The organism is Caulobacter sp. GW821-FHT09H08 (genome assembly GCF_059415885.1).
The window spans coordinates 241,314-263,850 of record NZ_JBWKOC010000004.1; the positions used below are offsets into that span (position 1 = coordinate 241,314).

Here is a 22,537-nt window from a genome sequence, read left to right on the forward strand (position 1 = left end):
CAAACTAGGCTCCAGCTAATGCCCCCTAAATCGGTCGCCCCGTCAGCTTCCACAGCAGCGGACGGCACACGCTCATCAGCATGATGGCCGGGGCCAAGAGCACGGCGGCGGCGAACAGCTGCAGGCTGTCGGCGCGCTTGATGAAGTAGCGGGTCAGGCCCACGCCCTTGTGGAACTCCACCTTCACGGGGTGCTCGAGGCTGGTGTGACCGAGGTGGACGACCTGGGCCTTGGGCTGGAACAGCACCTGGCCGCCGGCGCGGCGGGCGCGCCAGCACAGGTCGATGTCCTCGACGTGCAGGAAATAGCCTTCGTCGAAGCCGCTGAGGGCCTCGAAGTCGCGGCGACGCATGGCGAAGCAGGCGCCCGAAATGGTCGGCATGGGGACGGGCGCGCGCGGCAGCGGCTCGTTCTCTCGATGGATCTCGAAATTGGCCAGCTTGGGATAGCGGCGGGTGAGCTGGCCGAAGCTGAGCACGGTGCTCATCGGCGTGACCTCGCCGCGACGACCGCCGCGCTGCTCGGAGCCGTCGACGTTCAGCACCCGCGCGCCGACCACGGTCGGGGTCGGCTGGCCCTTGAAGGCCGTGACCAGGGCCGCCACGCAGCCGGTCTGCAGGTTGGCGTCGGGATTGAGGAAGACGATGTATTCGCCAGCCGCGGTGCTGGCGCCCAGGTTGGCGCCGCGCGCGAAGCCGATATTGCCGTGGCCCTGCTTGAGCACGACGCGCGGCTCGGTCAGGGCCAGCGAGCGCAGCATGTCCTCGTCGCGCGAGCTGGAGCCGTTGTCGACGATGACGAACTCGTCGACCAGCGGCTCGGCGAGGACATGCTTGATGCTCTCGACCAGCGCTTCGCCCGTCCGATAGACGACCATGACCACGGACACGTTCGGACGAGCCGGACGCGCACCTGCGGCGAGAGTCGAAACGGACGGGAGAATGCTGTTCATCAGGCGGTCGCGGCCTCCTGTTGCGCGCGGGCGACGTCGGGCGGCGTGGCGTCGGACTTCAGGACGCGGAGGGCTTCCTCGAGCGACAGGATGTTCTGACCTTCACCGCCCAGGCGGCGAAGGGCCAGTTGCCCCGTTTCAGCTTCCTTGCGTCCGACCACTGCGATCACAGGCACCTTGGCGAGGCTGTGCTCGCGAATCTTGTAGTTGATCTTCTCATTACGCAGATCCACTTCCGCGCGCATCCCCAGCTTCGTCAATTTCTCGACGACCTCGAGGGCGTAAGCGTCGGCGTCGGACGTGATCGTAGCTACGACCACCTGCGTGGGCGCCAGCCAGACCGGCAGCGCGCCCGCGAAGTTTTCCAACAAGATGCCGATGAAACGCTCGAAGGACCCCAAGATCGCCCGGTGAAGCATCACCGGACGCTTCTTCGAACCATCCTCCGAAACGTACTCGGCGTCCAATCGTTCCGGCAAAACGAAATCAAGTTGCAGCGTGCCGCATTGCCAGACACGACCAATCGCATCCTTCAGCGAGAACTCTAGCTTCGGGCCGTAGAAGGCGCCTTCACCTGGCTGCAGGACCAAGGTCTCGCCCGCCGCCTCGGCGGCTTGCGACAAGGCGGCTTCAGCCTTGTCCCAGACCTCGTCCGTACCGGCGCGCAGCTCCGGACGCGTCGAGAACTTCGTATCGGCCAGCGTCATGCCCAGGTCGTTATAGACGCTGCGCAACAGTTCGATGAACCGGGCGCTTTCCTCCGTGACCTGCTCTTCGCGGCAGAAGATGTGGGCGTCGTCCTGCGTGAAGGCGCGCACCCGCATGATGCCGTGCATGGCGCCCGAGGGCTCATAGCGGTGGCAGGCGCCGAACTCGGCCATGCGCAGCGGCAGCTCGCGGTAGGACTTCTGGCCGACATTGAAGATCTGGATGTGGCCGGGGCAGTTCATCGGCTTGACGGCCAGGACCTCGCCCTCGGCGCTTTCGCACATGAACATGGCGTGGCCGAACTTCTCGGCGTGGCCCGACTTCTCCCACAGGCTCTTGTCGAGGATCTGCGGCGTCTTCACTTCCTTGTAGCCGGCCGCGTCGAGGCGACGGCGCATGTAGTCCTCGAGCACGCGGTAGAGCGCCCAGCCCTTGGCGTGCCAGAACACCATGCCCTTGCCCTCTTCCTGGATGTGGAAGAGGTCCATCGTCTTGCCCAGCTTGCGGTGATCGCGACGCTCGGCTTCCTCGATGCGCTTCAGGTGCGCTTCCAGGTCGGCGTCCGAGGCCCAGCTCGTGCCGTAGATGCGCTGCAGTTGGGCGTTGTTCTGGTCGCCGCGCCAGTAGGCGCCGGCCAGCTTCGTCAGCTTGAAGGCCTTGCCGACATGCTTGGTGGACGGCAGGTGGGGACCCCGGCACAGGTCCTTCCAGTTCCCTTGGCGATAGACCGTGATCGTGTCCGTGCCCGGCAGGTCACGGATGATCTGGGCCTTGTACTGCTCGCCGATGCCGTCGAAGTGGGCGATAGCCTCCTCGCGGTCCCAGACCTCGCGCGTGATCTTCTCGTCGCGGTCGACGATCTCCTTCATGCGCTTTTCGATCTTCTCCAGATCGTCGAGGCTGAACGGCTCGTCGCGGGCGAAGTCGTAGTAGAAGCCGTCCTCGACGTTCGGGCCGATCGTGACCTGCGTGCCGGGGAACAGCTCCTGCACGGCTTCAGCCAGCACGTGGGCCGTGTCGTGGCGGATGGTGTCCAGGGCTTCCGGAGCCTCGCGCGTCAGGATCTCGAACTTGCGCTCGCCCGTCAGCAGGTCCGGCGTCAGGGCGCGGTCCAGGTCCAGCACCTGGCCGTCCAGCTTGATCAGCAGGGCCTTCTTTTCCAGCGACTTGGAAATGGCGGCGGCGACGTCACGCCCCGTCGAACCGTCAGGGTACTGACGAGCCGAACCGTCGGGGAAAACCAGATCGATCATTCTTCACATATCCACTTGCGTGGCTGGCGCCCCGGCGGCGGGGGATCAAACCCCGAACCACCTAACGGATTGCATCGGCAAATCCGTCGCAACGCCAACCAGGAACCCTTGAGCGGGCCATGATCCTTGAGGGCGGCCGCCGCATACTCCGAACAACTCGGCGCGAAGCGGCACTGCCGCCCGATGAGGGGCGAGAGCGTCAACTTGTAGGCCCTGAGACCCAAATCGACGGTGCGTTCGTAGAAGGTCATGCCGGCGCGCGTATTGTTGCAATCCGCTTACACACCCCTGGAGGGGGTACGATCAAGCCGCGCCGGCGGTGCTAGTTCGCGTTTCACCGACGCCTGTGGCCTTACGGACAGCCTCGACCGTCGCCTCGAACGCGAGCAGCGTCGAGGCGTGACGAGCGGGATAGTCCTTGACCGGCTCCAGCACGGCGAGCTCCGCAAACCGGCCCGCGGGAGGCGAACCGTTCGTCTTCAGCATAGCGATAAGCGAGTCCCGCGCCAACTCGATGTCCGAAAGTTGCGCGCCGACAACGTTCGCGCCCAGGATCGCAGCGGCCGCCTGGCCCAGGGCGCAGGCCGAAACCTCCTGGGCGTAGTCGACGATCTTGCCGTCCTCGACGACCACATCGACCACGATCCGGCTGCCGCACAGCTTGGCGGTCTTCTCGGCGCTGGCGTCAGGCGCGGCCAGGCGCCCGGCGCGCGGCATGTTGGCCACGAGCCCCAGGATCCTGGCGCTGTAGAGGTCGTCGATCATCGCTGACCTAAGATGGGGTCTTCTGGCGCTCGGACCAGATCGCCTCGGCGCGGTCGCGGACGGCCTCCCCCATCTCGGTGAAGGCGTTGCGCATCTTGCGGCGCTCGTCACGGCTGACGAGGCGCAGCAGCATGCCGATCATCAGCTCGCCGTTCGAGAAGGTCGAGCTGGCGTCGCCCATGTTCTCGATCTCGAGATAGCGCACTGTCTTCACGAACCCGCCCAGGCGCGCGGATCGCCAGTGCAGCTGCTCGTACGGCACCCAGTCCTGGACGATCGGCTGGATGACCCTGGCCGGCTCGCCGGGCAGGTGCTCTTCCAGCGTCAGGGCCGTACCGATCTTCAGCTGCCCCTCGGCCTTGCGGTAGAGCGGGTTCCACTGCGGCCAGGAGTCGAAGTCGGAGACGACTTCCCAGACGATGTCGGCGGGGGCCTGGACCCCAATGCGATGTTCGACGGCGCGTTGCATGGCGCGGTCCATATCATCACCGCTCATCGCCGCTCAACTTCACTCCTCCAAAACTCCGCTCATCCCCGCGAAAGCGGGGACCCAAGCGGCGCTTCAGATTTTACATGTTCATGATATGTTCTGAACATGGATCGAATGTTCGCCGTCTATCTCCTGGCAAGCAGGCCGTATGGCACGCTGTATTGCGGCTACACAGACGATCTGTCGCGGCGTATCTGGGAACACAAGGAGAAGACCCTGAAGGGCTTCACCTCGAAATACGGCGTCGATCGGCTAGTCTGGTACGAACTTGGTGAGACACGGGAAGGCGCATTCACTCGCGAACGTCAGATCAAAAAATGGAACCGCGCCTGGAAGATCCAACTGATCGAGGCGCTGAACCCGACCTGGGCCGATCTGTACGAGACTTTGAATTGCTGAGTCCGCCCCTTCACCGCTCATCCCCGCGAAAGCCCCGACCTAAGCCGAGGCAGCGGGACGCGCCCAGTCGTTCAATTGAGCGAAACGGACGGTCAGCTTGGGTCCCCGCTTTCGCGGGGATGAGCGGTGTTTTGGGAACGGGCTGAATAGGTTGAGCTACCCTCAGTCCTTCATCCGCCAGGTTGCGCCGGCAGGGCCGTCCATGACCACCACGCCCAGGGCGTCCAGCTCGGCGCGGATGCCGTCGGCGGCGGGCCAGTCCTTGGCGGCGCGGGCGGCCAGGCGCTTGGCCAGCAGGTCCTCGACTTGGGCCTTCAGCTCGTCGGAGGCGTCGCCTTCGAACCAGCTGTCCGGATCGGCCTGCAGGAAGCCCAGCAGGGCGCCGGCCTCGAGCAGGCGCGCCTTGTTGGCGGCGATGGCGACTTCGTCACCCGCCGTCACGGCCTTCTCGATCAGGCTCGACACCTCGAACAGGGTCGAGGCGGCCAGCGGGGTGTTGAGGTCGTCCATCAGGGCCGCGACCGTATCGGCGGGGGCTTCCATGGCCTGGTCCGGCGCGACGTCCTTGGCGCGGCGCAGGGCGCCGTACAGGCGATCCAGCGACTTGCGCGACTGCTCGATCAGCTCCGGCGTCCAGTCCAGCGGCTGGCGGTAGTGGGCCGACAGCAGCGCCCAGCGGATCACCTCGCCCGGAACCGTCTGCAGCAGTTCGTGCGGGATGATCACATTGCCCAGGCTCTTGGACATCTTCTCCCCGCTCATGTCGAGGAAGCCGTTGTGCATCCAGTAGTTGGCCAAGACCGGCGCGCCGTGGGCGCAGCGGCTCTGGGCCACTTCGTTCTCGTGGTGCGGGAAGGCCAGGTCGATGCCGCCGGCATGGATGTCGATCGTCGTGCCCAGCGCCTTGTCGATCATGGCCGAGCACTCGATGTGCCAGCCCGGACGACCCGCGCCCCAGGGGCTGTCCCACTCGGGCTCGTTCTCCTTGGACGGCTTCCAGAGCACGAAGTCGGCGGGGTGGCGCTTGTAGGGTGCGACCTCGACGCGGGCGCCGGCGATCATCTCGTCCAGCGGCCGGCCCGATAGCTGGCCGTAGTCGGCGAAGCTCTGGGTGTCGAACAGCACATGGCCCTCGGCGGCGTAGGCGCTGCCGTTGTCGACCAGCTTGCCGATCATCTCGACGATCGCGCCGATGTGGTCGGTGGCCTTGGGCTCCAGATCGGGGCGCAGCGCGCCGAGCGCATCCGCGTCCTCGTGATAGGCGGCAAGATAGCGGTCGGTGATGACCTTGATCTCGACGCCCTCGTCGGCGGCCTTCTTGTTGATCTTGTCGTCCACGTCCGTGACGTTGCGCGCATAGACCACCGCGTCCTCGCCATAGATGTGGCGCAGCACGCGATAGAGGACGTCGAAGGCGACCACGGGCCGGAAATTGCCGATGTGGGCGTAGTTGTAGACCGTCGGACCGCAGACATACATCGTCACGCGCTTGGGGTTGGCGGGAACGAAGTCGCGCTTCTCGCGCGCCATGGTGTCGTGGATCTTGAGGGTCATTGGGCCGCAGCAACCTAACGTAACGGAGGTGTTGCCCCCGAAGGGGGCCGGCCCCATATAGCTAGGACACGCGCTCATCACCACGTCTGATTGGTGGATAAGGCGCGACGGGTGGCACGCGTAATTCCGGAACGAGAGGCGTTCCGGCGCAACTCAGCCCGAGGAAGAAACCCCCACAACATGGACGCACTGTCCCGCGAGCGAACCCTGATCGGCTCTGACACCGGTCTTGATCTTGAACCCGCCCAGCGCCCCACCAAAGACGAGGCCATGGCCGCCGTCCGGACGTTGCTGGCCTGGGCCGGCGACAATCCCGACCGCGAAGGCCTGCTGGACACGCCCGAGCGCGTCGTCGAGGCCTATGGCGAGTGGTTCGCCGGCTATCACGGCGACCCGGCCAAGGAGCTGTCGCGCACCTTCGAGGACGTGCAGGGCTATGACGACATGGTCATGCTGCGCGGCATCGACGTGCAGAGCCACTGCGAACACCACATGGCGCCGTTCCTGGGCAAGGCCTGGGTGGCGTACATGCCGACCGGCAAGGTCGTCGGCCTCTCCAAGCTGGCTCGCCTGGTCGAGATCTTCGCCAAGCGTCTCCAGACCCAGGAGACCATGACGATGCAGATCGCCGACGCCATCGAGGATCACCTCTCGGCCGCCGGCGTCGCCGTGCTGATCGACGCCGAGCACCAGTGCATGAGCACCCGCGGCGTGCATCACCACGACGTCTCGACGATCACCACCCAGTTCCGCGGCGTGTTCAAGACCGACAAGGTCCTGCAGCAGCGGTTCATGGATCTGGTGCGGAAGTAAGGTCTAGGAATCTCCTCCCCCGCTGGGGGAGGTGGCCCAGAGGGCCGGAGGGGGCAGCTCGGCATAGGCCGCATTAGCCCCCTCAGTCGCTCTGCGACAGCTCCGCCAGAGGGGGAGCAGAGACTAAGCCGCCCGCCAGATCCCCTGGCGCAGCCGCGCCACGCAGGCGTCCACCGGCCGGTGGACCAGCGTCACCAGCACGAAGCTGATCAGCATCAGCAGGTACCAGGCGCCCATCTTCTCGATCGGCACCACGCGCCAGCCGTCGCTCTGGCTGGGATAGATCCAGGCGCCGGCGAAGGTGCCGAGGTTCTCGGCGATCCAGATGAACAGCGACACCAGCACCGCCCCCATCAGCATGGGCATGCGGCGCGCCGTCTGGTCGGGCGTGAACACGAACCAGGTCCGGCCGAACAGCACCGCCGACAGGGCGAACAGACCGACCCGGAAGTCGACGATGTAGTGGTGGGTGAAGAAGTTGGCGTAGATCAGCACCGCCAGGATGTGGGTGCTCCAGAACGGCGGGTACTTCACGAAGGTGATGTCGAACAGCCGCCAGATGCGAGCGATGTAGCTGCCGACGCAGGCGTACATGAAGCCGGTGAACAGCGGCACACCGCCGATCCGCAGGAGACTGGGCTCGGGATAGATCCACGAGCCGTGGGCGGTCTTGAACAGCTCCATTACCGTGCCGACGGCGTGGAACATGAAGATGACCAGCGCCTCGTCCCAGCGCTCCAGCTTCAGGGCCAGCAGCATGGCCTGGACGGCCACCGAGGCCACGACCAGGAAGTCGTAGCGGGCGATGATGGCGTGCTCGGGCCACAGCAGCTTGGTGCCGACCAGCAGGACCAGCATCAGGCCACCGAACAGGCAGGCCCAGGCCTGCTTCAGCCCGAACAGCAGAAATTCATAGGCATAGCCGTTCCAGCGCGACTGCCGCGCCCACGGTCTTGCCCTCTCGTCCAGCGCCGCCACGCCGGCCTTGATGCGGTCTTTCAGGTTCATCATGTCCCCTGGAGCGCGTCGCGAAACCCGCTCCAAACCTTGTCCGGAGCCGCCCCCGCTGGCTCCTCGGCGGCGGAAACTAGCGCAGGCCCTTTCGCTGCGCCATATGTGGCGCCATGAGCACCGACCTGTTCCCCCAAGCCCACACCAAGCACGACCTCGAGCGCGGCTCCGCCCTCGCGCCGCGCTTCAACGCCGACGGCCTGGTCGTAGCGGTGGCCCAGCATGCCGACACGGGCGAGATCCTGATGCTGGCCTGGATGAACGACGAGGCCCTGAAGCTGACGGTCGAGACCAGCATCGCCCACTATTTCAGCCGCTCGCGCAATGAGCTCTGGAAGAAGGGCGAGACCAGCGGCCAGCTGCAGGACGTGATCGAGCTGCGGGTCGACTGCGATCAGGACGCGGTGCTGATCAAGGTGCGCCCGCGCGGCGACGGCGGCGCCTGCCACGTCGGCTTCCGCTCATGCTTCTACCGGGTGCTCGAAGACGGGGCGCTGGTCGAGAAGCCCTGACGCCCGCGCAGGCGCCGGGCCGCCCACGGCTCGAACCAGCGATGGGCGGCGAAGGCCGCGCCCAGCGCCAGCGGGATCGCCAGGGCGTTCAGCCCCCAGCGCGCCAGACCGACCGGCATGTGGCGCGTCGCCTCCGCCAGGCCCATGACGATCGGGATGTGCAAGGCGTAAAGCGCGTAGGACATCCCCGCCAGGCCATCGAGCACGGGCCTCAAGCCCCCGACCTGCGCCTCCACCGCCGAGGCGACCAGCAGCGGGAAGATCGCCAGGGCCGCAAAGAGGTCGAAGACGGCGCGCGCACTTTCCGGGATCGGCGGCGACAGGGCCAGCACCACGACCGCCAGGATCACGAGGATCGGCGCGGCGGGGACCTTCAGCCGTCCCGTCATCGCCAGCCTGGCCAGCAGCACACCGGCGAAGAACCCGTAGATCACCCGAGGCGCTCCCGCCCACCAGGTGTGGCCGTACGGGCCCAGGGAGCCGGTCCCAAAGGTCAGCGCCAGGATCGCGTGGGCGATCCCGCCGACAACCACCAGCCCGACCAACCGCCGCGTCGTCAGCCACGGCGCGACCACCGCGTAGAGCAGGTTGGCCAGCAGCTCCCACATCAGCGACCACTGCGGGCCGTTCAGCGGAAAGACGTCGCGGCCGTTCGCGAACGGAACGAACACCAGCCCCAGGATCAGCAGCAGCAGCAGCAGGGTCGAGGTCGGATCCTTGCCGCCCGCCAGCCAGAGCGCGGCGCCCAGCATCAGCCCCAGCAGCGCCGTCGGGTAGAGGCGCTTCAGCCGCTTGGCCGCGAAGCTCCTGCCCTCCCCCGCCGCCAGCCCCGCGTCATAGGCCAGGGCCAGCACGAAGCCGCTGATCACGAAGAACAGGTCGACCGCCAGATAGCCGTGGCCCAACACTTCACGCGGCAGGGCAAGCCTTCGTGCGTGGAAGCCCAGCACCAGGAGGGCGGCGAGGCCCCGCAGGGCGTCCAGGCCGGGGATGCGGCTTGCGGTCATGGTCGCATGGGACCATGGATTGGTTGACTGCTACGCGCCGGAGCCCTGCGGCCAATGACCACGCCAGATGACCGTCTCTGAAGCCTTGATCGCCTTCACCCTGGCCGCAGGCCTGCTGACCATCACGCCCGGCCTGGACACGGCCCTGGTCATCCGCACGGCCGCCGCCGAGGGCCCGAAACGGGCCATCGGGGCCGGGATCGGCATCTGCCTGGGCTGCCTGATCTGGGGCGCGGCGGCCGCCTTCGGGGTCGGGGCGCTGCTGACCGCCTCGGAGCTGGGCTACACGGTGCTGAAATGGGCCGGGGCGGCCTACCTGGCCTGGACCGGGATCCGGATGATCCTGAAGCCCCGCGACAGCTTCGAGCCCGGCGAGATGAAGGCTGTCGACGCCGGCCCGATCGCCGCCGCCCGCCGGGGCCTGCTGACCAACCTGCTCAATCCCAAGGTCGGGATCTTCTACGTCTCGTTCCTACCCCAGTTCATGCCGGCCGGCGTCGACCCGGTTCGCTTCGGCTTCCTGCTCACGGCGATCCACGTCGTCGAGATCCTGCTGTGGTTCGCCGTCGTGATCGCCGCGACGGTGCCGATCGCGGGCCTGTTGCGGGTTCCGGTCGTGGTGAAGTGGTTGGACCGGGTGACCGGCGGGGTGTTCCTGGCGTTCGGCCTGCGGCTGGCGCTGGAGCGGCGGTAGAGCCCAGACTCTCCTCCCCCATCGGGTGAGGGGGAGGAGAGATAATCCTACACCTCCTTCAACGCCTCCACCCCGCCGCCGCTGGCCGGCGTCACCGCGAAGCGCTTCAGCGTGCTGACCTCGTATTTCGGCTCGAAGATCGTCGAGACGGCCCGCAGTTCGCCGGTCGCCTTGCCGTGCTCCAGGGTCAGCAGCAGGAAGCCCTTGGCGCTGGGATGGGCGTATTTCACTTCCCGGTTCCGCTGCACGAAGGCCTCGCCCAGCGGCACGCCCGGCAGCACGTCGCCATAGCCCGGCGAGGTGACCGAGGTCGTGCCGAACTCGGCCGCCACGCGGGTCTTGCCGGCGTCGTCCCACAGCTCGTTGGCCCAGAACATGTGGCTGTCGCCGGCCAGCACGATCGGCCGGGCCTTGGCGGCGGTCAGGATGTCGTAGACCCGCTGGCGGTCGGCCGGATAGCCGTCCCAGGCATCCAGGTTCGAGGGGATGTCGTAGGCCGACATCGCCGTCGAGTGCGCCACCCGCTTCCTGGCATAGGCCGGCAGGGTCTCCAGCATCGCCGCGAACTTCTCATCGCCCATGGCGGTCTTCAGGTTCGGTGAGGCGACGCGGGCCATCAGCACCTGGTTGCCCAGCACCTGCCAGGCCGTCCCGCCCTTGGCTGAGGCGCCGACCTCCGAGGCCAGCCACTGCTCCTGGTCCGCGCCCATCATCCGGCCGGCGGAGTCCTTCCACTTGGCTGTGAAGGCCGCCACGTCGGGCTTGCCGTCGACCATCGGCAGGTCGACGTCGTAGTCCAGCGCGTGGGTGCGTCCGGTCAGGCGCGTCTCGACCATCAGCAGGCTGGCGACATCGCCGAACTGGAACTTGCGCCAGGCGGCCTGCGGCAGGTCGCGCGGGTAGGAGTCGGCGATCGGCATCCACTCGTAATAGGCCTTCAGCGCCGCGGCCTTGCGCGCGGCCCAGTCGCCTTCGCCCTTGTCCGGATTATGGTTCTCGGCCCCGCCGACCCAGCTGTCGTTGGCGGTCTCATGGTCGTCCCAGACCACGATCCAGGGCGCACGGGCATGGGCGGCCTGGGCCGCTGGATCGCGCTTGGCCTGGGCGTGACGGCGGCGATAGTCCTCCAGCGTCACGGCTTCATGGACCGGATCGGGCATCCGCGACTTCGAGACCGGCGAGTTCATGCCGTAGTCGCCATCCGCCCCGCCGTACTCGTAGATGTAGTCGCCCAGGTGCAGCACAGCGTCGACGCGCGGCAGCTTCGCGATGGCGTCGTAGGCGTTGAAGTAGCCGTTCGAATAGAGGCTGCACGACACCACCGCCAGGACGACGTCCTTGGTCGCGCCCTTCGGCAGGGTCTTGGTGCGGCCGACCGGCGAGACCACGACGCCGCCCTCCTGCTTGGCGCATTTGAAGCGGTACCAGTACTCGGTCGCGGGCTTCAGGCCCTGGCCGTCCAGGTCGTGCTTGACCGTCCAGTCGCGGCTGGCGCGGGCGCGAAGTCCGATGCTGCTGCGGACGATGGTCTTGAAATCGGGATCGGCGGCGACCTCCAGGTCCAGGTCGATGTCGCCGGTCGTCGGCTGCTGCGGCGTCACGCGGGTCCAGAAGATCGCGTAGCTCGTCCCGGGATCGCCGCTGGCCACGCCGTGCTCGAAGGCGACTGCGCCCTTGTACCAGTTGATGGACTGGGCGGCGGCCTCGCCAGCGGCGGCCCCCGACAGGCCCAGCAGGCCCAGAACCTTGCGGCGATCGATCTTCATGACGCTGTCCCCATGCGGCTTCCCGGTCCGCCTACCCGCACGAGACAACAGTATGGTGACGGACGCCAGTGGCGCCGCCCCCCGGCATCGACTATCCGGTGAGCGGTGAGCTCTTTCGATGAAAAGCTGGACGACGACGTCCTGGACGAGGCTGGTCCCGATGCGGGCGGCGAGGGCGAGGCGCTGAGTGTCGACCTGCCGGAGAGCCTGGCCGGCCAGCGGCTGGACAAGGTGCTGGCCCCGCTGTTCCCCGACCTCTCCCGCGCCCGCCTGCAGGCCCTGATCGGCGAGGGGCGCCTGACCCTGGACGGACAGCCGATCACCGACGCCTCGCGCAAGGCCAGGGCCGGGACCTACGCCCTGCTGGTGCCGCCGCCCGTTCCGGCCGATCCGGAGCCGGAGGCCATCCCGCTGTCGGTGCTGTACGAGGACGAGCACCTGATCGTCATCGACAAGGCCGCCGGCATGGCCGTGCACCCCGCGCCGGGCACCCCGAACGGCACGCTGGTCAACGCCCTGCTTCACCACTGCGGCGACAGCCTGTCGGGCATCGGCGGGGTGGCGCGACCGGGCATCGTCCACCGCCTGGACAAGGACACCTCCGGCGTCATGGTCGCGGCCAAGAGCGACGTGGCGCACCAGGGCCTGTCGAAGCTGTTCGCGACCCACGACATCGACCGCCTCTACGTCGCCCTGACGCGCGGCGCGCCCTCGCCCGCCAATGGCACGATCGACACCCAGCTGGGCCGCTCGCTCAGCGACCGCAAGAAAATGGCCGTGCTGAAGTCCGGCGGCCGCCAGGCCATCACCCACTACCGGGTCGAGGCCCTGTTTGGACCTCAGGACAAGCCGCTGGCCGCGCGCGTCGCCTGTCGCCTGGAGACCGGCCGCACCCACCAGATCCGCGTCCACATGGCCAGCAAGGGTTCGCCCTGCCTGGGCGATCCGGTCTACGGCGCCAGCCAGCCCGCGACGGCGGTGCGCGAGCAGATCGCCGCCTCTGGCCTGAAGCGCCAGGCCCTGCACGCGGCCCTGCTGGGCTTCGTCCATCCGGTGACGGGCAAGACCCTCAGTTTCGAGACGCCCTTGCCGCCGGACATGGCGATCCTGGAAGAGGGGCTCTCCAAGCTGTGACACCGTGCGTAGTCCCCGCCCTTCGACAGGCTCAGGGTGAGGACTACTTTCGAGGCCGTTCAGTAGGAAACCTCACCCTGAGCCTGTCGAAGGGCGGGGTTGACGCTTCCCGAGTGCTTAAACTTGCGTCCAGGCAACAAAAGCGCCCTAATTGCGCTGGCTTGGCGGTCCAGTTTGTCGACCTGTCATCCTGGAGCGTACCCATGCGGCCCCTTATCGCGATCCTCGCCCTCGCCGCCACCTTCGCTTCCCCCGCGTTCGCCGCGACCGTCGCCGAGATGGACGGAGACGACGAGGTCATCGCCACCGCCCACGCCAAGCCGAGCGCCGAAGCCCTGGCGACCGCCGCGACCCAGGCCGCGCCGCCCGTGCTCGCGCCTCCGGCCCGTCCACTGACCACCCAAGAACAGATCGACGCCTTCGTCGGCGCCGGCGCTCCGGCGGAGGACGGTTCACGGGGCCTGCTGCCCGCCGACCGCGATGAGGACGGCAAGCGCAAGGTCCACGGCTCGGTCAGCGCCTCGGTCGGCACCGGCGGCTATCGCAGCTTCTCGGCCTCGGCCCTGTTCCCCGTCGGCGAGAGCACCACGGTCGGCGTCGCCGTCTCCAAGACCGACTGCGGCAAGCGCGGCGGCTGTTATGGCGGCCCCTACTACGGCGGCCCGGGATACGACGGTTACGGCTATGGCGCCGGTTATGGCTACGGCTATGGGCCGGGCTATGGCTACGGCCGGGGCTATGGCCGGGGCGGCGAGCGCCAGTCGATCGCCCTGTCGGTCATGACCGGGGATCGCCAGCGGGCCGACACGCCCGAAGGCTGCGCGCCGGGATTCCGCGCCGACGGCCGTTATGTCGAGCCCCTGTGGGTCGAAGGCATGCGCGACGGCGCCCACCCGTGCTCCGCGGCGGCCCCCTCGCGCTGAACGTCCCGATAACGGGTAGCTAAAACCGCTCGCTACGGTACCGCTGTTCGGGGATGTTTAACGGCTTGGGCGCCATGGTGCCGCGCACGGGCGTCTGAGGCTTATCTATGCAGCCGGAAATCACTGCTTATCGCCATCCCGCCACGGGGACGGTGACCTACCTGATCGTCGATCCGGCCACCTTCCTCTGCGCCATCGTCGACCCTGTGCTGGACTTCGATCCGGTCACCGAAGCTGTCGATACGAGTTTCGTCGACAAGATCATCGCCGATATCCGCGCCAAGGACCTGGGCCCGACCTGGATCCTGGAGACTGGCCTGCACGCCGGCCACGTCTCGGCCGCCGGCCACCTGAAATACGAGACCGGCGCCTCGGTCTGCATCGGCGCCAAGGTCGTCGAGAGCCTCAAGCGCCTGGCCCCCAAGTTCGACGAGCCCATGGTCGACGTCGAGGGCTGGGACTTCGACAAGCTGGCCCAGGACGGCGACGCCTTCCCGATGGGCGGCGTCGAGTTCACCCCGATCGCCCTGACCGGCCGCCTGCCGGGCGCGCTGGCCTATCTGATGGGCGACGTGCTGTTCACCGGCGACACCATCCTGGCTCCGTCCGAGGGCGCAGGTCGCTGCGACATTCCCGGCGCGGACTATGGCAAGGCCTGGGACGACGCCCGCAAGCTCCTCAAGCTGCCGGCCAAGACCCGCGTGCTGCCAGGCGTCTGCGCCGGCGAGGCCAGCGAGTCGACGATCGCCGAGGAAAAGGCCTCCAACACCCAGCTGAACGACAAGATCGACCGGCTGGACTTCATCGCCCTGCGCACCGCCGCCGACGCGATCCTGCCCGACCCGGTCCTGGCCTCGGCCGCCCTGCGCGTGGCCATCCGCTCGGGCAAGCTGCCGTCCGAGCCGGAAAGCGGCCCCCGCTTCCCGGTCGTGGACGTCACCAAGCTCTAGGCGTCCGCCAAAGTCCGTTCTTTTTGAAAATGGACTTGCGCCAGCGCCTTGCTCCGCACATATGGTTCGCACGCGAAGCATGTGGAGGCACGACATGGCCCAGGATTTCAGCGCCCAACTGACCGCCGGCCAGGCCGGGACCCTGCCCGACCTGCTGGGCCTGCAATGGCTGGAGGCGGTTCCGGGCTACGTGAAGGGCCGCTTCGAAGTAGACAAGCGCCACATGGCCCCCAACGGCTTCCTGCACGCGGCCAGCGTCATCGCCCTGGCCGACTCGGCCGCCGGCTACGGCTGCGTGATCTCCCTGCCCGAGGGCGCGACCGGCTTCACCACCATCGAGCTGAAGTCGAACTTCCTGGGCACCGCCCTGGAAGGCGGCGTGGCGGTCGAGGCCAGGCTGATCCACGGCGGCCGCAACACCCAGGTCTGGGACGCCGTCGTGACCAACGAGACCACCGGAAAGACCATGGCGCTTTTCCGCTGCACCCAGATGATTCTGCGACCAAAAGGCTGATCGCGAAAAAGCTTGGAGAGGGGGCTTGCGTCCCGGCGGCGACGCCGCTAGGTATCGCGCCCTCGACCTCGGGCGGCTTCAAAACCGCTCAGAACGGCGGCCTGGAGAGGTGGCAGAGTGGTCGAATGTACCGCACTCGAAATGCGGCGTGCCTGGAAGGGCACCGTGGGTTCGAATCCCACCCTCTCCGCCACCACCCCCTTGAAAAACCAGACTTTCCCCGCCCCAGCCGTACCCGCTGGGCGGCTCTCTCTCGCTTGACGGCTATGCGCCTCCAGACTGACCAACCCTAGGCTGCTCAAGCATCAGCACGCTAGCATAGGTCGCCGCCGCCGCTTATCGTCTTCTTTGCAGAGCGGGGAGCGGCCATGCCTACGATTATCAGCCAGAATACGACCTGGGCCGCAGGCCAAACCTACAACCTAGCCGACGATGTCCAGATCGCCGATGGCGTTACGTTGACCGTTGAGCCGGGCGCTATTGTCAACGGCAATAGCCACAAGATTCAAGTTTTTGGTAATCTTGTCGCAACGGGAACAGCCAACAACAAGATCATATTCAACAATACAGATTTTATTTTCAGTTCGCTTTTCTCAGACCCGGGCGAAATACAGATTTCGTTTGCCAACCTTTCGGGGGGAACCTTTCTCCCACCCACGGGCAACGGGTCCTATGGGAAATTCACACTTACAGACAGCGTCGTAAGCGGCGGATCCATGATCTATGTCTGGTATCCAACGTCGGACAGCGTGATTGCCAGAAATCTATTCCTGAACGCTGGAAAGCTGAGCATCGGCACAGACCGAAGCGCACAGGTGTCCGTTATCGACAACACGTTCTACAGCAACAACAAGTCTTCAACAATTTTGGAGAACTGGGTCGCATATGGGAAGCCGCTACTGATTAGCGGAAATAATTTCTACACGAATGGCATCGCAATCGAGTCACCCAAGAGCTATCCGGACACAGCAATAGACGCGAAGAACAACTATTTTGGCGCATCAACCTACGACGAGGTATCGTCCAAAATCCTGGACAAAGCTGACGACCTCACCCGATTCGCCACCGTCAGCATCAATACTCAGTCCCTAAGCGCAAACGCGTCGGCTCCAGCGCTGCCTTCGGCCGAGTACGCCGAAATGCTGACCCTCAACGTTCTTCGACAGGGCAAAGGAACGACGACTTACACTGCTGTTCTATCGATCGTGAACAATTCCTCGAGCCAGGCAGTTGCGTTGGATAGCGTGGTCAAACTGGCTGATTTGACGACTTCGGTCGCAACACTCAGCTATCAGTTTTTCACTGGAAAGGTGCCCAGCTCAGGCGGCCTGGATTACCTGGTTTCCACAAGCGGGCCCAACCCCAATAATATTAATAGCTCGTACTATCAGCTCTTCTCCATGGAGAACCGTTACATCAATTTTGCCGTCAATCTTGGCCGAGATGGAGAAGGCAAGACCGGCTTCGCCGCGAAGTACGCACAACTCTCTCTATTTGAAGCCACACGGGAAGCTTACAAAACCATATTCGGATCGACGCCGACGGACGCAAAGGTGCACGCGCTGATCGACGGTCGAGCCGAGTATTTCGCCTACTATGGGAAGGATGGCGTCGAGGGTATCGGCACAAAGGCCGCGATGGTTGGTTGGCTGTTAGCGGAAGCAGAGAAGGCCGATTTGGGCAGCTTCGCGAAGGCGAATGCCGCATTGCTGGCCGACCTGTCCGACGGCGCTCCCCTGGCCATCGATCTCATCGGAATCTACGGAAAAGCGGAATACGCGTTCCTGAGCTAGCTCCACCGCCCCGGCTTCGGTTCGCCGACTGCGGGGCGGACAACGTATGCAAAATGGCCCGGAAGCCGCTCGGCGTCCGGGCCATCTCGTCTCGGTTAGACGCTCGTCCCTAGACGAACACGCCGCCGTCCGCCGCGTGGTCGACCGGCTGGGCCACCACGCCGACCGGTTCCGCCGGCGCCTTGGCGGCCGTGATCAGGTCGCCGCCGTAGGTGGCGGTGCCGTCATAGGCCTTGGTCAGGAAACCCTTCACGGCCTCGGCGTAGAGGCCGACATTGGCTTCCAGGCCCTTGGACATCAGGAAGCCGGCGACGGCCGCCTTGGAGCCCAGGGCGTCGTGGCCATAGGCCTCGAAGTACTTCTGCTGCGAGACGATGTAGTCCAGCGCCGCGGCGACATTGATACCGGCGGCCACGGCCTTCGAGTTGCCGATGATGGTGTCGTAGATCTTCGCTGCGGCCTCGCGGAACGCCAGGCTGTTATAGGCGTCCTTGAAGATCTGGGCGCCCGTGCCGCTCATGGCCTGGTTCACCGCGAACTCGATGTATTTGTTCTCGGTGTTGTAGATGGCGTAGGCGTAGTCGGTCAGGTCGTTGTTGTTGGTGGCGCTGTCGATCAGCTCGGCCAGGGCCGCGGCGCTGGGCGTCTTGCCCGTGAAGAAGTTCACCGCCTGCAGGGCCAGGGCCGAGGTGTCGGCCGAGAACTTGATCATCGTGTCCAGGAACGCCGTCTTGGTCAGCGTGCCGGCCAGGACGTCCAGCTGCAGCTTCGCCAGCTGCTGCATCTCGGCGTAGAGGGCGTTGGCCACCTTCTCGCCCTTGGGGCCGGTCAGGAATTCCGACAGCGCCTTGGACGAGGTCGAGGCGATGCCCGCCAGCGCCTTGTAGGCGTCCTTGATCTGGGCGTCCGTCAGGACGATGGGCGTCGTGGTCGTTCCCCCGCCCGTGCCGCCCCCGCCGCTGGTGATGCCGAAGGCGACGCTGATCGGCGTATCCAGCGGCCACTTGGTCAGGGCGTCCTTGAGCGTCTGGACGCCGATATTGATCAGGGCCGGATTGGCCTCGACCTGGGCCAGGGCCAGGTCGACGTCCGGCGTCAGGGCGCCGAAGCTCTTCAGCAGCGCGCGCAGGTCCACGAACTTGAAGCTGGCCTGGATCAGACCGGTGTCGATCAGCTGGACCAGGAATTGGAAATCACGAAGTGTCGGTTCCGCCATGACTATGCTCCCTCATGGAGCCTGCTCGACAGCAACACGCGTCACTTCTGGCCCCGCGCGCCGTTGTAAAACCGGAGGGTGAGCCCCTGACATCCCCCGAACAGGGGATGGCGAACGCCGATATTCGACATCGCGGGACCTTGTGGCGCTTAGGATTGCGCGATTGGCGCCGCTTTCTGTCGACTAGGCGCCGGATCCGAAGGGCGCGAGACGCCCGCCGACACGCTAGTCCAGCTCGACCGGAGGCCGCTCGGCCTCCTTGGGCGCGGCGCGGAACTTCTCGGGGTTCAGCATGGCCTCGACACGCTTGAGCAGGTCCTGCGGTCCGAACGGCTTGATCATGTAGCCGTCGGCGCCGGTCTGCATCGCCTCGCGCACGGCGGCCGCGTCGCTGCGCGCGGTCATCATCATCACCGCCGCCTTGACCCGCTGGTACTTGCGCAGCAGGCGCAGGACCTCCAGCCCGGTCATCTGGGGCATGTTGATGTCGAGCAGCACGAGGTCCCAGTGCGAGGTCTGCAGCGCCTTGATGCCCATCTCCGCCGTGGCGGCGGACGAGACCGCATAGCCGGCCTGGGCCAGCACCAGTTCCACGAACTGCCGAACGACGGCGTCGTCATCGATGACCAGGACGGACGGGGACGCGGACACGGGCGGGGCTCCTTGGGGCTCAGGCGAGCTGCTGCCCACGCGCGTCGGCGGCGGCGAGGTCCGCTTCCCAGCGTCGGGCGATCTGGATCGTTCGCGAGACGAGGCCGCGTGTCAAATCCAGGCTCGCGGCATGGTCGCCGCCGGCGACGATGACGGTCTCCAGGTCGCGGCAGGCCTGGGACAGGTCGGGGAAGCCCATCATGCCCGCCGAACCGGCCAGGGCGTGGGCGTCCTCGCGCACGGTCCTGGCGTCGTCGTGTGTGAAGCGGATGTCCAGCTGGGTGAGCAGAATGCCCAGCAGGGCGCGGACGGACGCAGCCCCCATCACCTCGACCAGGCCGGCGCGCGTCACCTCGCCGGCGTCGGCCACAGGTTTCGGCGCGGCGCCCGCGACCGGGGTGTCGCGCAGCATCATCTCCAGCACCCGCTCCAGGGCGCCGGGATTGAGCGGCTTGGTCAGGTGGTCGTTCATCCCGGCCGCTTCGCAGCGGGCCAGGTGCTCGGGCTGGGCGCTGGCGGTCAGGGCCACGATCGGTATGTCGGCATAGGCCTCGCCCGAGGCGCGGATGGCCTCGGTGGCGGCGAAGCCGTCCATCACCGGCATCTGGCAGTCCATCAGCACCAGGTCGAACGGCAGCGCCTTGACGGTCTCCACTGCCTGGGCGCCGTCCTCGGCCAGGGCCACCTCGCAGCCGTACTTGCTGAGCAGGGCCAGCATCAGCTCGCGGTTCAGCTCGACATCGTCGACGACCAGGATCCGGCGGCCGTGCAGGCGCAGGGGCTGGGCCTCGGCGACCGGCTCCGCGCCCTTGGCGCCGGCGGCCGGCAAGGCCAGCTCGAACCAGAAGGTCGAGCCCTGGCCCACGGCGCTCTCGACGCCGATCTCGCCGCCCATCAGAGCGATCAGCTGGCGGGAAATGGCCAGACCCAGACCGGTGCCGCCGTAGTGGGCCGACACTGACGAGCCGGCCTGGACGAAGCGATTGAAGATGCCGTCCCGCTTGCCCTCGGAGATGCCCGAGCCGGTGTCGGCGATCTCGATCCGCAGGCGCGGCGCGGCGTCGGTCCCGCCGACGCGCATCAGGCTGGCGGTGACGCCGCCCTTGGACGTGAACTTCACGGCGTTGGACAGCAGGTTCAGCAGCACCTGGCGCACCCGCCCGACGTCGCCGATCACGCCCAGCGGCGCGTCGGAGTCGATCATGGTCTTCAGGCGCAGGTCCTTGGCGGCGGCCTGCGGCTCCAGCATGGCCACGGTCTGGCGCACCAGCTCGACCGGGTCGAAAGGCGCGGTGTGCAGCTCCAGCGCGGCGGCCTCCAGCTTCGAGAAGTCCAGCACGTTGTCGATGACCGCGTGCAGGGCCTGGCCGGCGCCGTGCACCAGCTCGACCCGGCGCTGGTCCTCGGAACACAGGCCCTGGCTTTCGGTCAGCAGGCGCGAGAAGCCGATGATGCTGTTCAGCGGCGTGCGCAGCTCGTGGCTCATATTGGCGAGGAACTCGGCCTTGGACCGCATGGCGGCCTCGGCATCGAGACGGGCCTGGGCCAGGGCGTCTTCCTGCGTCTTCTGGGCGGTGACGTCGCGGATCACGTCCAGGAAGCCGGTGGGTTGGCCCGTGACGTCGTCGCGCATCAGGACGGGGTTGGACTCCACCCAGACATAGTCGCCGGTGAGCTTGTGCTGGGCGCGCCAGCGGACCCGGCCAGCGGCCTTGCCCTTCAGGAGTCCCTTGAAGGCCTGGTAGAGGGCGGCGTTGTCGTCGGGGTGGCTGATCGGCTTGGGCGAATGGCCCATCCGCTCCTCGGGCTTGTAGCCCGTCACGGCCTCGCTGGCCGGTGAGACGAAGGTCGCCACGCCGTTCAGGTCGCTGATGACGATGACGTCGGTCGCGTTCTCGGCCATCAGCCGGTAGCGGTTCTCGATGGCGCGCTGGTCGGTCAGGTCCTGGATCTGGCCGATGAAGTGCTTGGGCGCGCCGTCCTTGTCGCGCACCAGCGATACTGACAGGCGCACGCAGATCACCTGGCCATCCTTGCGGATGTAGCGTTTCTCCATCTGGTAGCGCTTGATCTGGCCGGCCAGCAGACGGTTCAGGAACGCCAGGTCCGCCTCGAGGTCGTCGGGGTGGGTGATGGTCTGGAAGTCCAGCGTCCGGGCTTCCTTAGCCGGATAGCCGACAATGTCGCAGAAGACGGCGTTGACCTTGACCAGCTTGCCGTCGAGGGCGACCAGGGCCATGCCGATCGGGGCGTGGTGGAAGGCGTTCTCGAATAGCTCCTCCTGGTTCGCGCGCTGCTGGGCTTCCCAGGCGGCGCTCTCCAGGGCCTTGGTCTTCTCGGCCAGCAGGATCTCGTTCTGCTGGAACGCCAGCTGGTGGGACATCTGTGCGCCCAACAGCGAGGCCAGCACGCGCAGGATGTCGATATCGTCGTCGCCGAAGGCGGCCTTCTCGCCGGAGAAGACCTTCAGCACGCCAAGGGCCTCGGCCGCGTGCATCAGGGGCGCGCAGACCATCGAGCCGACGCCGACCCGGATGCAGGCCTCGCGGTCGACGCGGTCGTCGGTCAGGGCGTCGGCGCAGACCTGTACCTCGGCGGTGGCGACGCACAGGCCCGAGAAGCTGTTGGCGCGCTTGAGGCGGGTGCCGATCAGAGCCTTGTCGGTGGCGGCGCGGTAGACGAGGTCGCCGCCCTCGACCAGCTCGACGATCGCGCCCTTGGCGCCGGTCAGATCGGCCAGGTGCTCGACGATGGCCTGCATGAACGCGTCGAGGTCCAGGTCCGCCTCGGACAGCGCCGTCTGGGCCGCGGCGAGACGCGTCATGCGGTCGAGCCGCGCGCGCAGGATCGCGACGTCCGTTTCAGCGGTCTCGACGGCCATGGCCCACTTTCAATTAGCCCCAAAGAAAGGCGGGTTCCTATCGGTGCCGTAAAAGCATGAAGGGCGGGTTATCCACGCCGCGTACAACCTGCGGCCTCTTGATCGTGGCGCGTCCCACGGCAAGGCTGAGCTTGTGCTCCGATCGCACCCGCAGCCAGGATGGACCGATGCAGCCTGACGCCGTCGCCCCCTCGATCTATGTCGTCGACGACGATCCGCTGATCCTGGCGTTCCTCCAGACGGCGCTGGCCCCGCAGGGGTTCCTGGTCGAGGTGTTCGAGACCGGCGAGCGGATGCTGGGCAAGACCCGGGCGCGGGCGCCGTCCCTCTTCGTGGTCGACGTCCGATTGCCCACTACGGACGGGATCGAGCTGGTCCGCACGCTGCGTTCGATCGACGCATGCGCCGACACGCCTATCCTGATGCTGACCGGCGAAGGCCGCCTGGACCGCATCGTCATGGCCATGCAGGCCGGGGCGAACGGCTACCTTATGAAGCCCTTCTCGCCCGAGCAGATCGTCGCCAAGGTCCGGGACCTGGTCGGCTAGCCC

22 protein-coding genes and 1 tRNA gene are annotated in these 22,537 nt (G+C 66.7%); 11 read left to right on the top strand and 12 right to left on the bottom strand.

What is annotated here, in order from left to right:
* Nucleotides 1-25: 25 nt before the first annotated feature.
* Genes AC07NN_RS15640 through AC07NN_RS15660 form a run of 5 tightly spaced genes read right to left on the bottom strand, consistent with a single transcriptional unit; the run spans nucleotide 26 to nucleotide 4,147 of the window.
* Nucleotides 26-952 carry a glycosyltransferase family 2 protein gene (locus tag AC07NN_RS15640; RefSeq protein ID WP_494642687.1) on the bottom strand — a complete coding sequence of 309 codons (927 nt, stop codon included), beginning with the start codon at nucleotides 950-952 and terminating at the stop codon, nucleotides 26-28.
* Nucleotides 952-2,913, bottom strand: a complete 1,962-nt coding sequence (gene thrS / locus AC07NN_RS15645; protein WP_494642689.1) for a threonine--tRNA ligase — start codon at nucleotides 2,911-2,913, stop codon at nucleotides 952-954. The genes AC07NN_RS15640 and thrS overlap by 1 nt, the downstream gene beginning before the upstream one ends.
* Entirely contained in the window at nucleotides 2,910-3,164 is a 255-nt protein-coding gene (gene yidD, locus AC07NN_RS15650; RefSeq protein ID WP_494642691.1) for a membrane protein insertion efficiency factor YidD, read from the bottom strand. Before yidD ends, thrS begins: the two co-directional genes overlap by 4 nt.
* Nucleotides 3,165-3,216: 52 nt before the next feature.
* Nucleotides 3,217-3,678 carry an iron-sulfur cluster assembly scaffold protein gene (locus AC07NN_RS15655; RefSeq protein ID WP_494642693.1) on the bottom strand — a complete coding sequence of 154 codons (462 nt, stop codon included), beginning with the start codon at nucleotides 3,676-3,678 and terminating at the stop codon, nucleotides 3,217-3,219.
* Between the two features lie 7 nt (nucleotides 3,679-3,685).
* On the bottom strand, nucleotides 3,686-4,147 hold the full coding sequence (locus tag AC07NN_RS15660; protein ID WP_494642695.1) for an SRPBCC family protein: 462 nt from the start codon (nucleotides 4,145-4,147) through the stop codon (nucleotides 3,686-3,688).
* Nucleotides 4,148-4,282: 135 nt separating this feature from the next.
* On the opposite strand from AC07NN_RS15660, the gene AC07NN_RS15665 reads away from it, so the two are divergent.
* Nucleotides 4,283-4,567 (top strand): GIY-YIG nuclease family protein, encoded by a 285-nt coding sequence (locus AC07NN_RS15665; RefSeq protein WP_494642697.1) that lies wholly within the window; start codon nucleotides 4,283-4,285, stop codon nucleotides 4,565-4,567.
* A gap of 162 nt (nucleotides 4,568-4,729) precedes the next feature.
* Here AC07NN_RS15665 and cysS read toward each other — a convergent pair whose 3' ends face one another.
* Nucleotides 4,730-6,121, bottom strand: a complete 1,392-nt coding sequence (gene cysS / locus AC07NN_RS15670; RefSeq protein WP_494642700.1) for a cysteine--tRNA ligase — start codon at nucleotides 6,119-6,121, stop codon at nucleotides 4,730-4,732.
* A 180-nt stretch (nucleotides 6,122-6,301) separates the two neighbouring features.
* On the opposite strand from cysS, the gene folE reads away from it, so the two are divergent.
* Nucleotides 6,302-6,934, top strand: coding sequence for a GTP cyclohydrolase I FolE (gene folE / locus AC07NN_RS15675; protein WP_494642702.1), 633 nt, complete (start codon nucleotides 6,302-6,304; stop codon nucleotides 6,932-6,934).
* A gap of 123 nt (nucleotides 6,935-7,057) precedes the next feature.
* Here folE and AC07NN_RS15680 read toward each other — a convergent pair whose 3' ends face one another.
* The gene (locus AC07NN_RS15680; protein WP_494643980.1) at nucleotides 7,058-7,942 is read right to left on the bottom strand and encodes a DUF817 domain-containing protein; all 885 of its coding nucleotides are present in this window, start codon (nucleotides 7,940-7,942) and stop codon (nucleotides 7,058-7,060) included.
* Nucleotides 7,943-8,058: 116 nt separating this feature from the next.
* On the opposite strand from AC07NN_RS15680, the gene hisI reads away from it, so the two are divergent.
* Nucleotides 8,059-8,457, top strand: coding sequence for a phosphoribosyl-AMP cyclohydrolase (hisI, locus tag AC07NN_RS15685; RefSeq protein WP_494642704.1), 399 nt, complete (start codon nucleotides 8,059-8,061; stop codon nucleotides 8,455-8,457).
* Here hisI and AC07NN_RS15690 read toward each other — a convergent pair.
* Entirely contained in the window at nucleotides 8,415-9,464 is a 1,050-nt protein-coding gene (locus AC07NN_RS15690) for an acyltransferase family protein (RefSeq protein ID WP_494642706.1), read from the bottom strand. The genes hisI and AC07NN_RS15690 overlap by 43 nt on opposite strands.
* 67 nt (nucleotides 9,465-9,531) lie before the next feature.
* Between AC07NN_RS15690 and AC07NN_RS15695 the strand changes: the two genes are divergently transcribed.
* Nucleotides 9,532-10,158: a LysE family translocator gene (locus tag AC07NN_RS15695; RefSeq protein WP_494642709.1), complete on the top strand. Its 627-nt coding sequence runs from the start codon at nucleotides 9,532-9,534 to the stop codon at nucleotides 10,156-10,158.
* A 47-nt stretch (nucleotides 10,159-10,205) separates the two neighbouring features.
* On the opposite strand, the gene AC07NN_RS15700 is transcribed toward AC07NN_RS15695, so the two are convergent.
* Complete coding sequence (locus AC07NN_RS15700) at nucleotides 10,206-11,924, bottom strand: alkaline phosphatase D family protein (RefSeq protein WP_494642711.1); 1,719 nt, start codon at nucleotides 11,922-11,924, stop codon at nucleotides 10,206-10,208.
* Nucleotides 11,925-12,029: 105 nt separating this feature from the next.
* Here AC07NN_RS15700 and AC07NN_RS15705 point away from each other — a divergent pair, with 105 nt between their 5' ends.
* The 6 genes from AC07NN_RS15705 (at nucleotide 12,030) to AC07NN_RS15730 (ending at nucleotide 17,238) form a co-directional block, all read left to right on the top strand.
* Nucleotides 12,030-13,058, top strand: coding sequence for an RluA family pseudouridine synthase (locus tag AC07NN_RS15705; RefSeq protein WP_494642713.1), 1,029 nt, complete (start codon nucleotides 12,030-12,032; stop codon nucleotides 13,056-13,058).
* A gap of 203 nt (nucleotides 13,059-13,261) precedes the next feature.
* On the top strand, nucleotides 13,262-13,981 hold the full coding sequence (locus AC07NN_RS15710) for a hypothetical protein (protein WP_494642715.1): 720 nt from the start codon (nucleotides 13,262-13,264) through the stop codon (nucleotides 13,979-13,981).
* A 107-nt stretch (nucleotides 13,982-14,088) separates the two neighbouring features.
* Entirely contained in the window at nucleotides 14,089-14,931 is an 843-nt protein-coding gene (locus AC07NN_RS15715; RefSeq protein ID WP_494642717.1) for an MBL fold metallo-hydrolase, read from the top strand.
* A gap of 94 nt (nucleotides 14,932-15,025) precedes the next feature.
* A complete protein-coding gene (locus AC07NN_RS15720) occupies nucleotides 15,026-15,445 on the top strand; it encodes a PaaI family thioesterase (protein ID WP_494642719.1) in 420 nt (139 codons plus the stop codon).
* A 103-nt stretch (nucleotides 15,446-15,548) separates the two neighbouring features.
* Nucleotides 15,549-15,638 (top strand) — tRNA-Ser (locus AC07NN_RS15725).
* Nucleotides 15,639-15,813: 175 nt separating this feature from the next.
* Nucleotides 15,814-17,238 (top strand): hypothetical protein, encoded by a 1,425-nt coding sequence (locus tag AC07NN_RS15730; RefSeq protein WP_494642721.1) that lies wholly within the window; start codon nucleotides 15,814-15,816, stop codon nucleotides 17,236-17,238.
* A gap of 109 nt (nucleotides 17,239-17,347) precedes the next feature.
* Here the strand turns inward: AC07NN_RS15730 and AC07NN_RS15735 are convergent, their stop codons facing one another.
* The 3 genes from AC07NN_RS15735 to AC07NN_RS15745 all read right to left on the bottom strand — a co-directional run bounded on the left by AC07NN_RS15735 (nucleotide 17,348) and on the right by AC07NN_RS15745 (nucleotide 21,986).
* Nucleotides 17,348-18,454, bottom strand: a complete 1,107-nt coding sequence (locus tag AC07NN_RS15735) for a hypothetical protein (protein WP_494642723.1) — start codon at nucleotides 18,452-18,454, stop codon at nucleotides 17,348-17,350.
* Nucleotides 18,455-18,679: 225 nt separating this feature from the next.
* Nucleotides 18,680-19,105 carry a response regulator transcription factor gene (locus tag AC07NN_RS15740; protein WP_494642725.1) on the bottom strand — a complete coding sequence of 142 codons (426 nt, stop codon included), beginning with the start codon at nucleotides 19,103-19,105 and terminating at the stop codon, nucleotides 18,680-18,682.
* 19 nt (nucleotides 19,106-19,124) lie between these two features.
* Complete coding sequence (locus AC07NN_RS15745; protein ID WP_494642728.1) at nucleotides 19,125-21,986, bottom strand: PAS domain S-box protein; 2,862 nt, start codon at nucleotides 21,984-21,986, stop codon at nucleotides 19,125-19,127.
* A 167-nt stretch (nucleotides 21,987-22,153) separates the two neighbouring features.
* On the opposite strand from AC07NN_RS15745, the gene AC07NN_RS15750 reads away from it, so the two are divergent.
* Entirely contained in the window at nucleotides 22,154-22,534 is a 381-nt protein-coding gene (locus tag AC07NN_RS15750) for a response regulator transcription factor (RefSeq protein WP_494642730.1), read from the top strand.
* The last annotated feature ends 3 nt before the right edge of the window (nucleotides 22,535-22,537 follow it).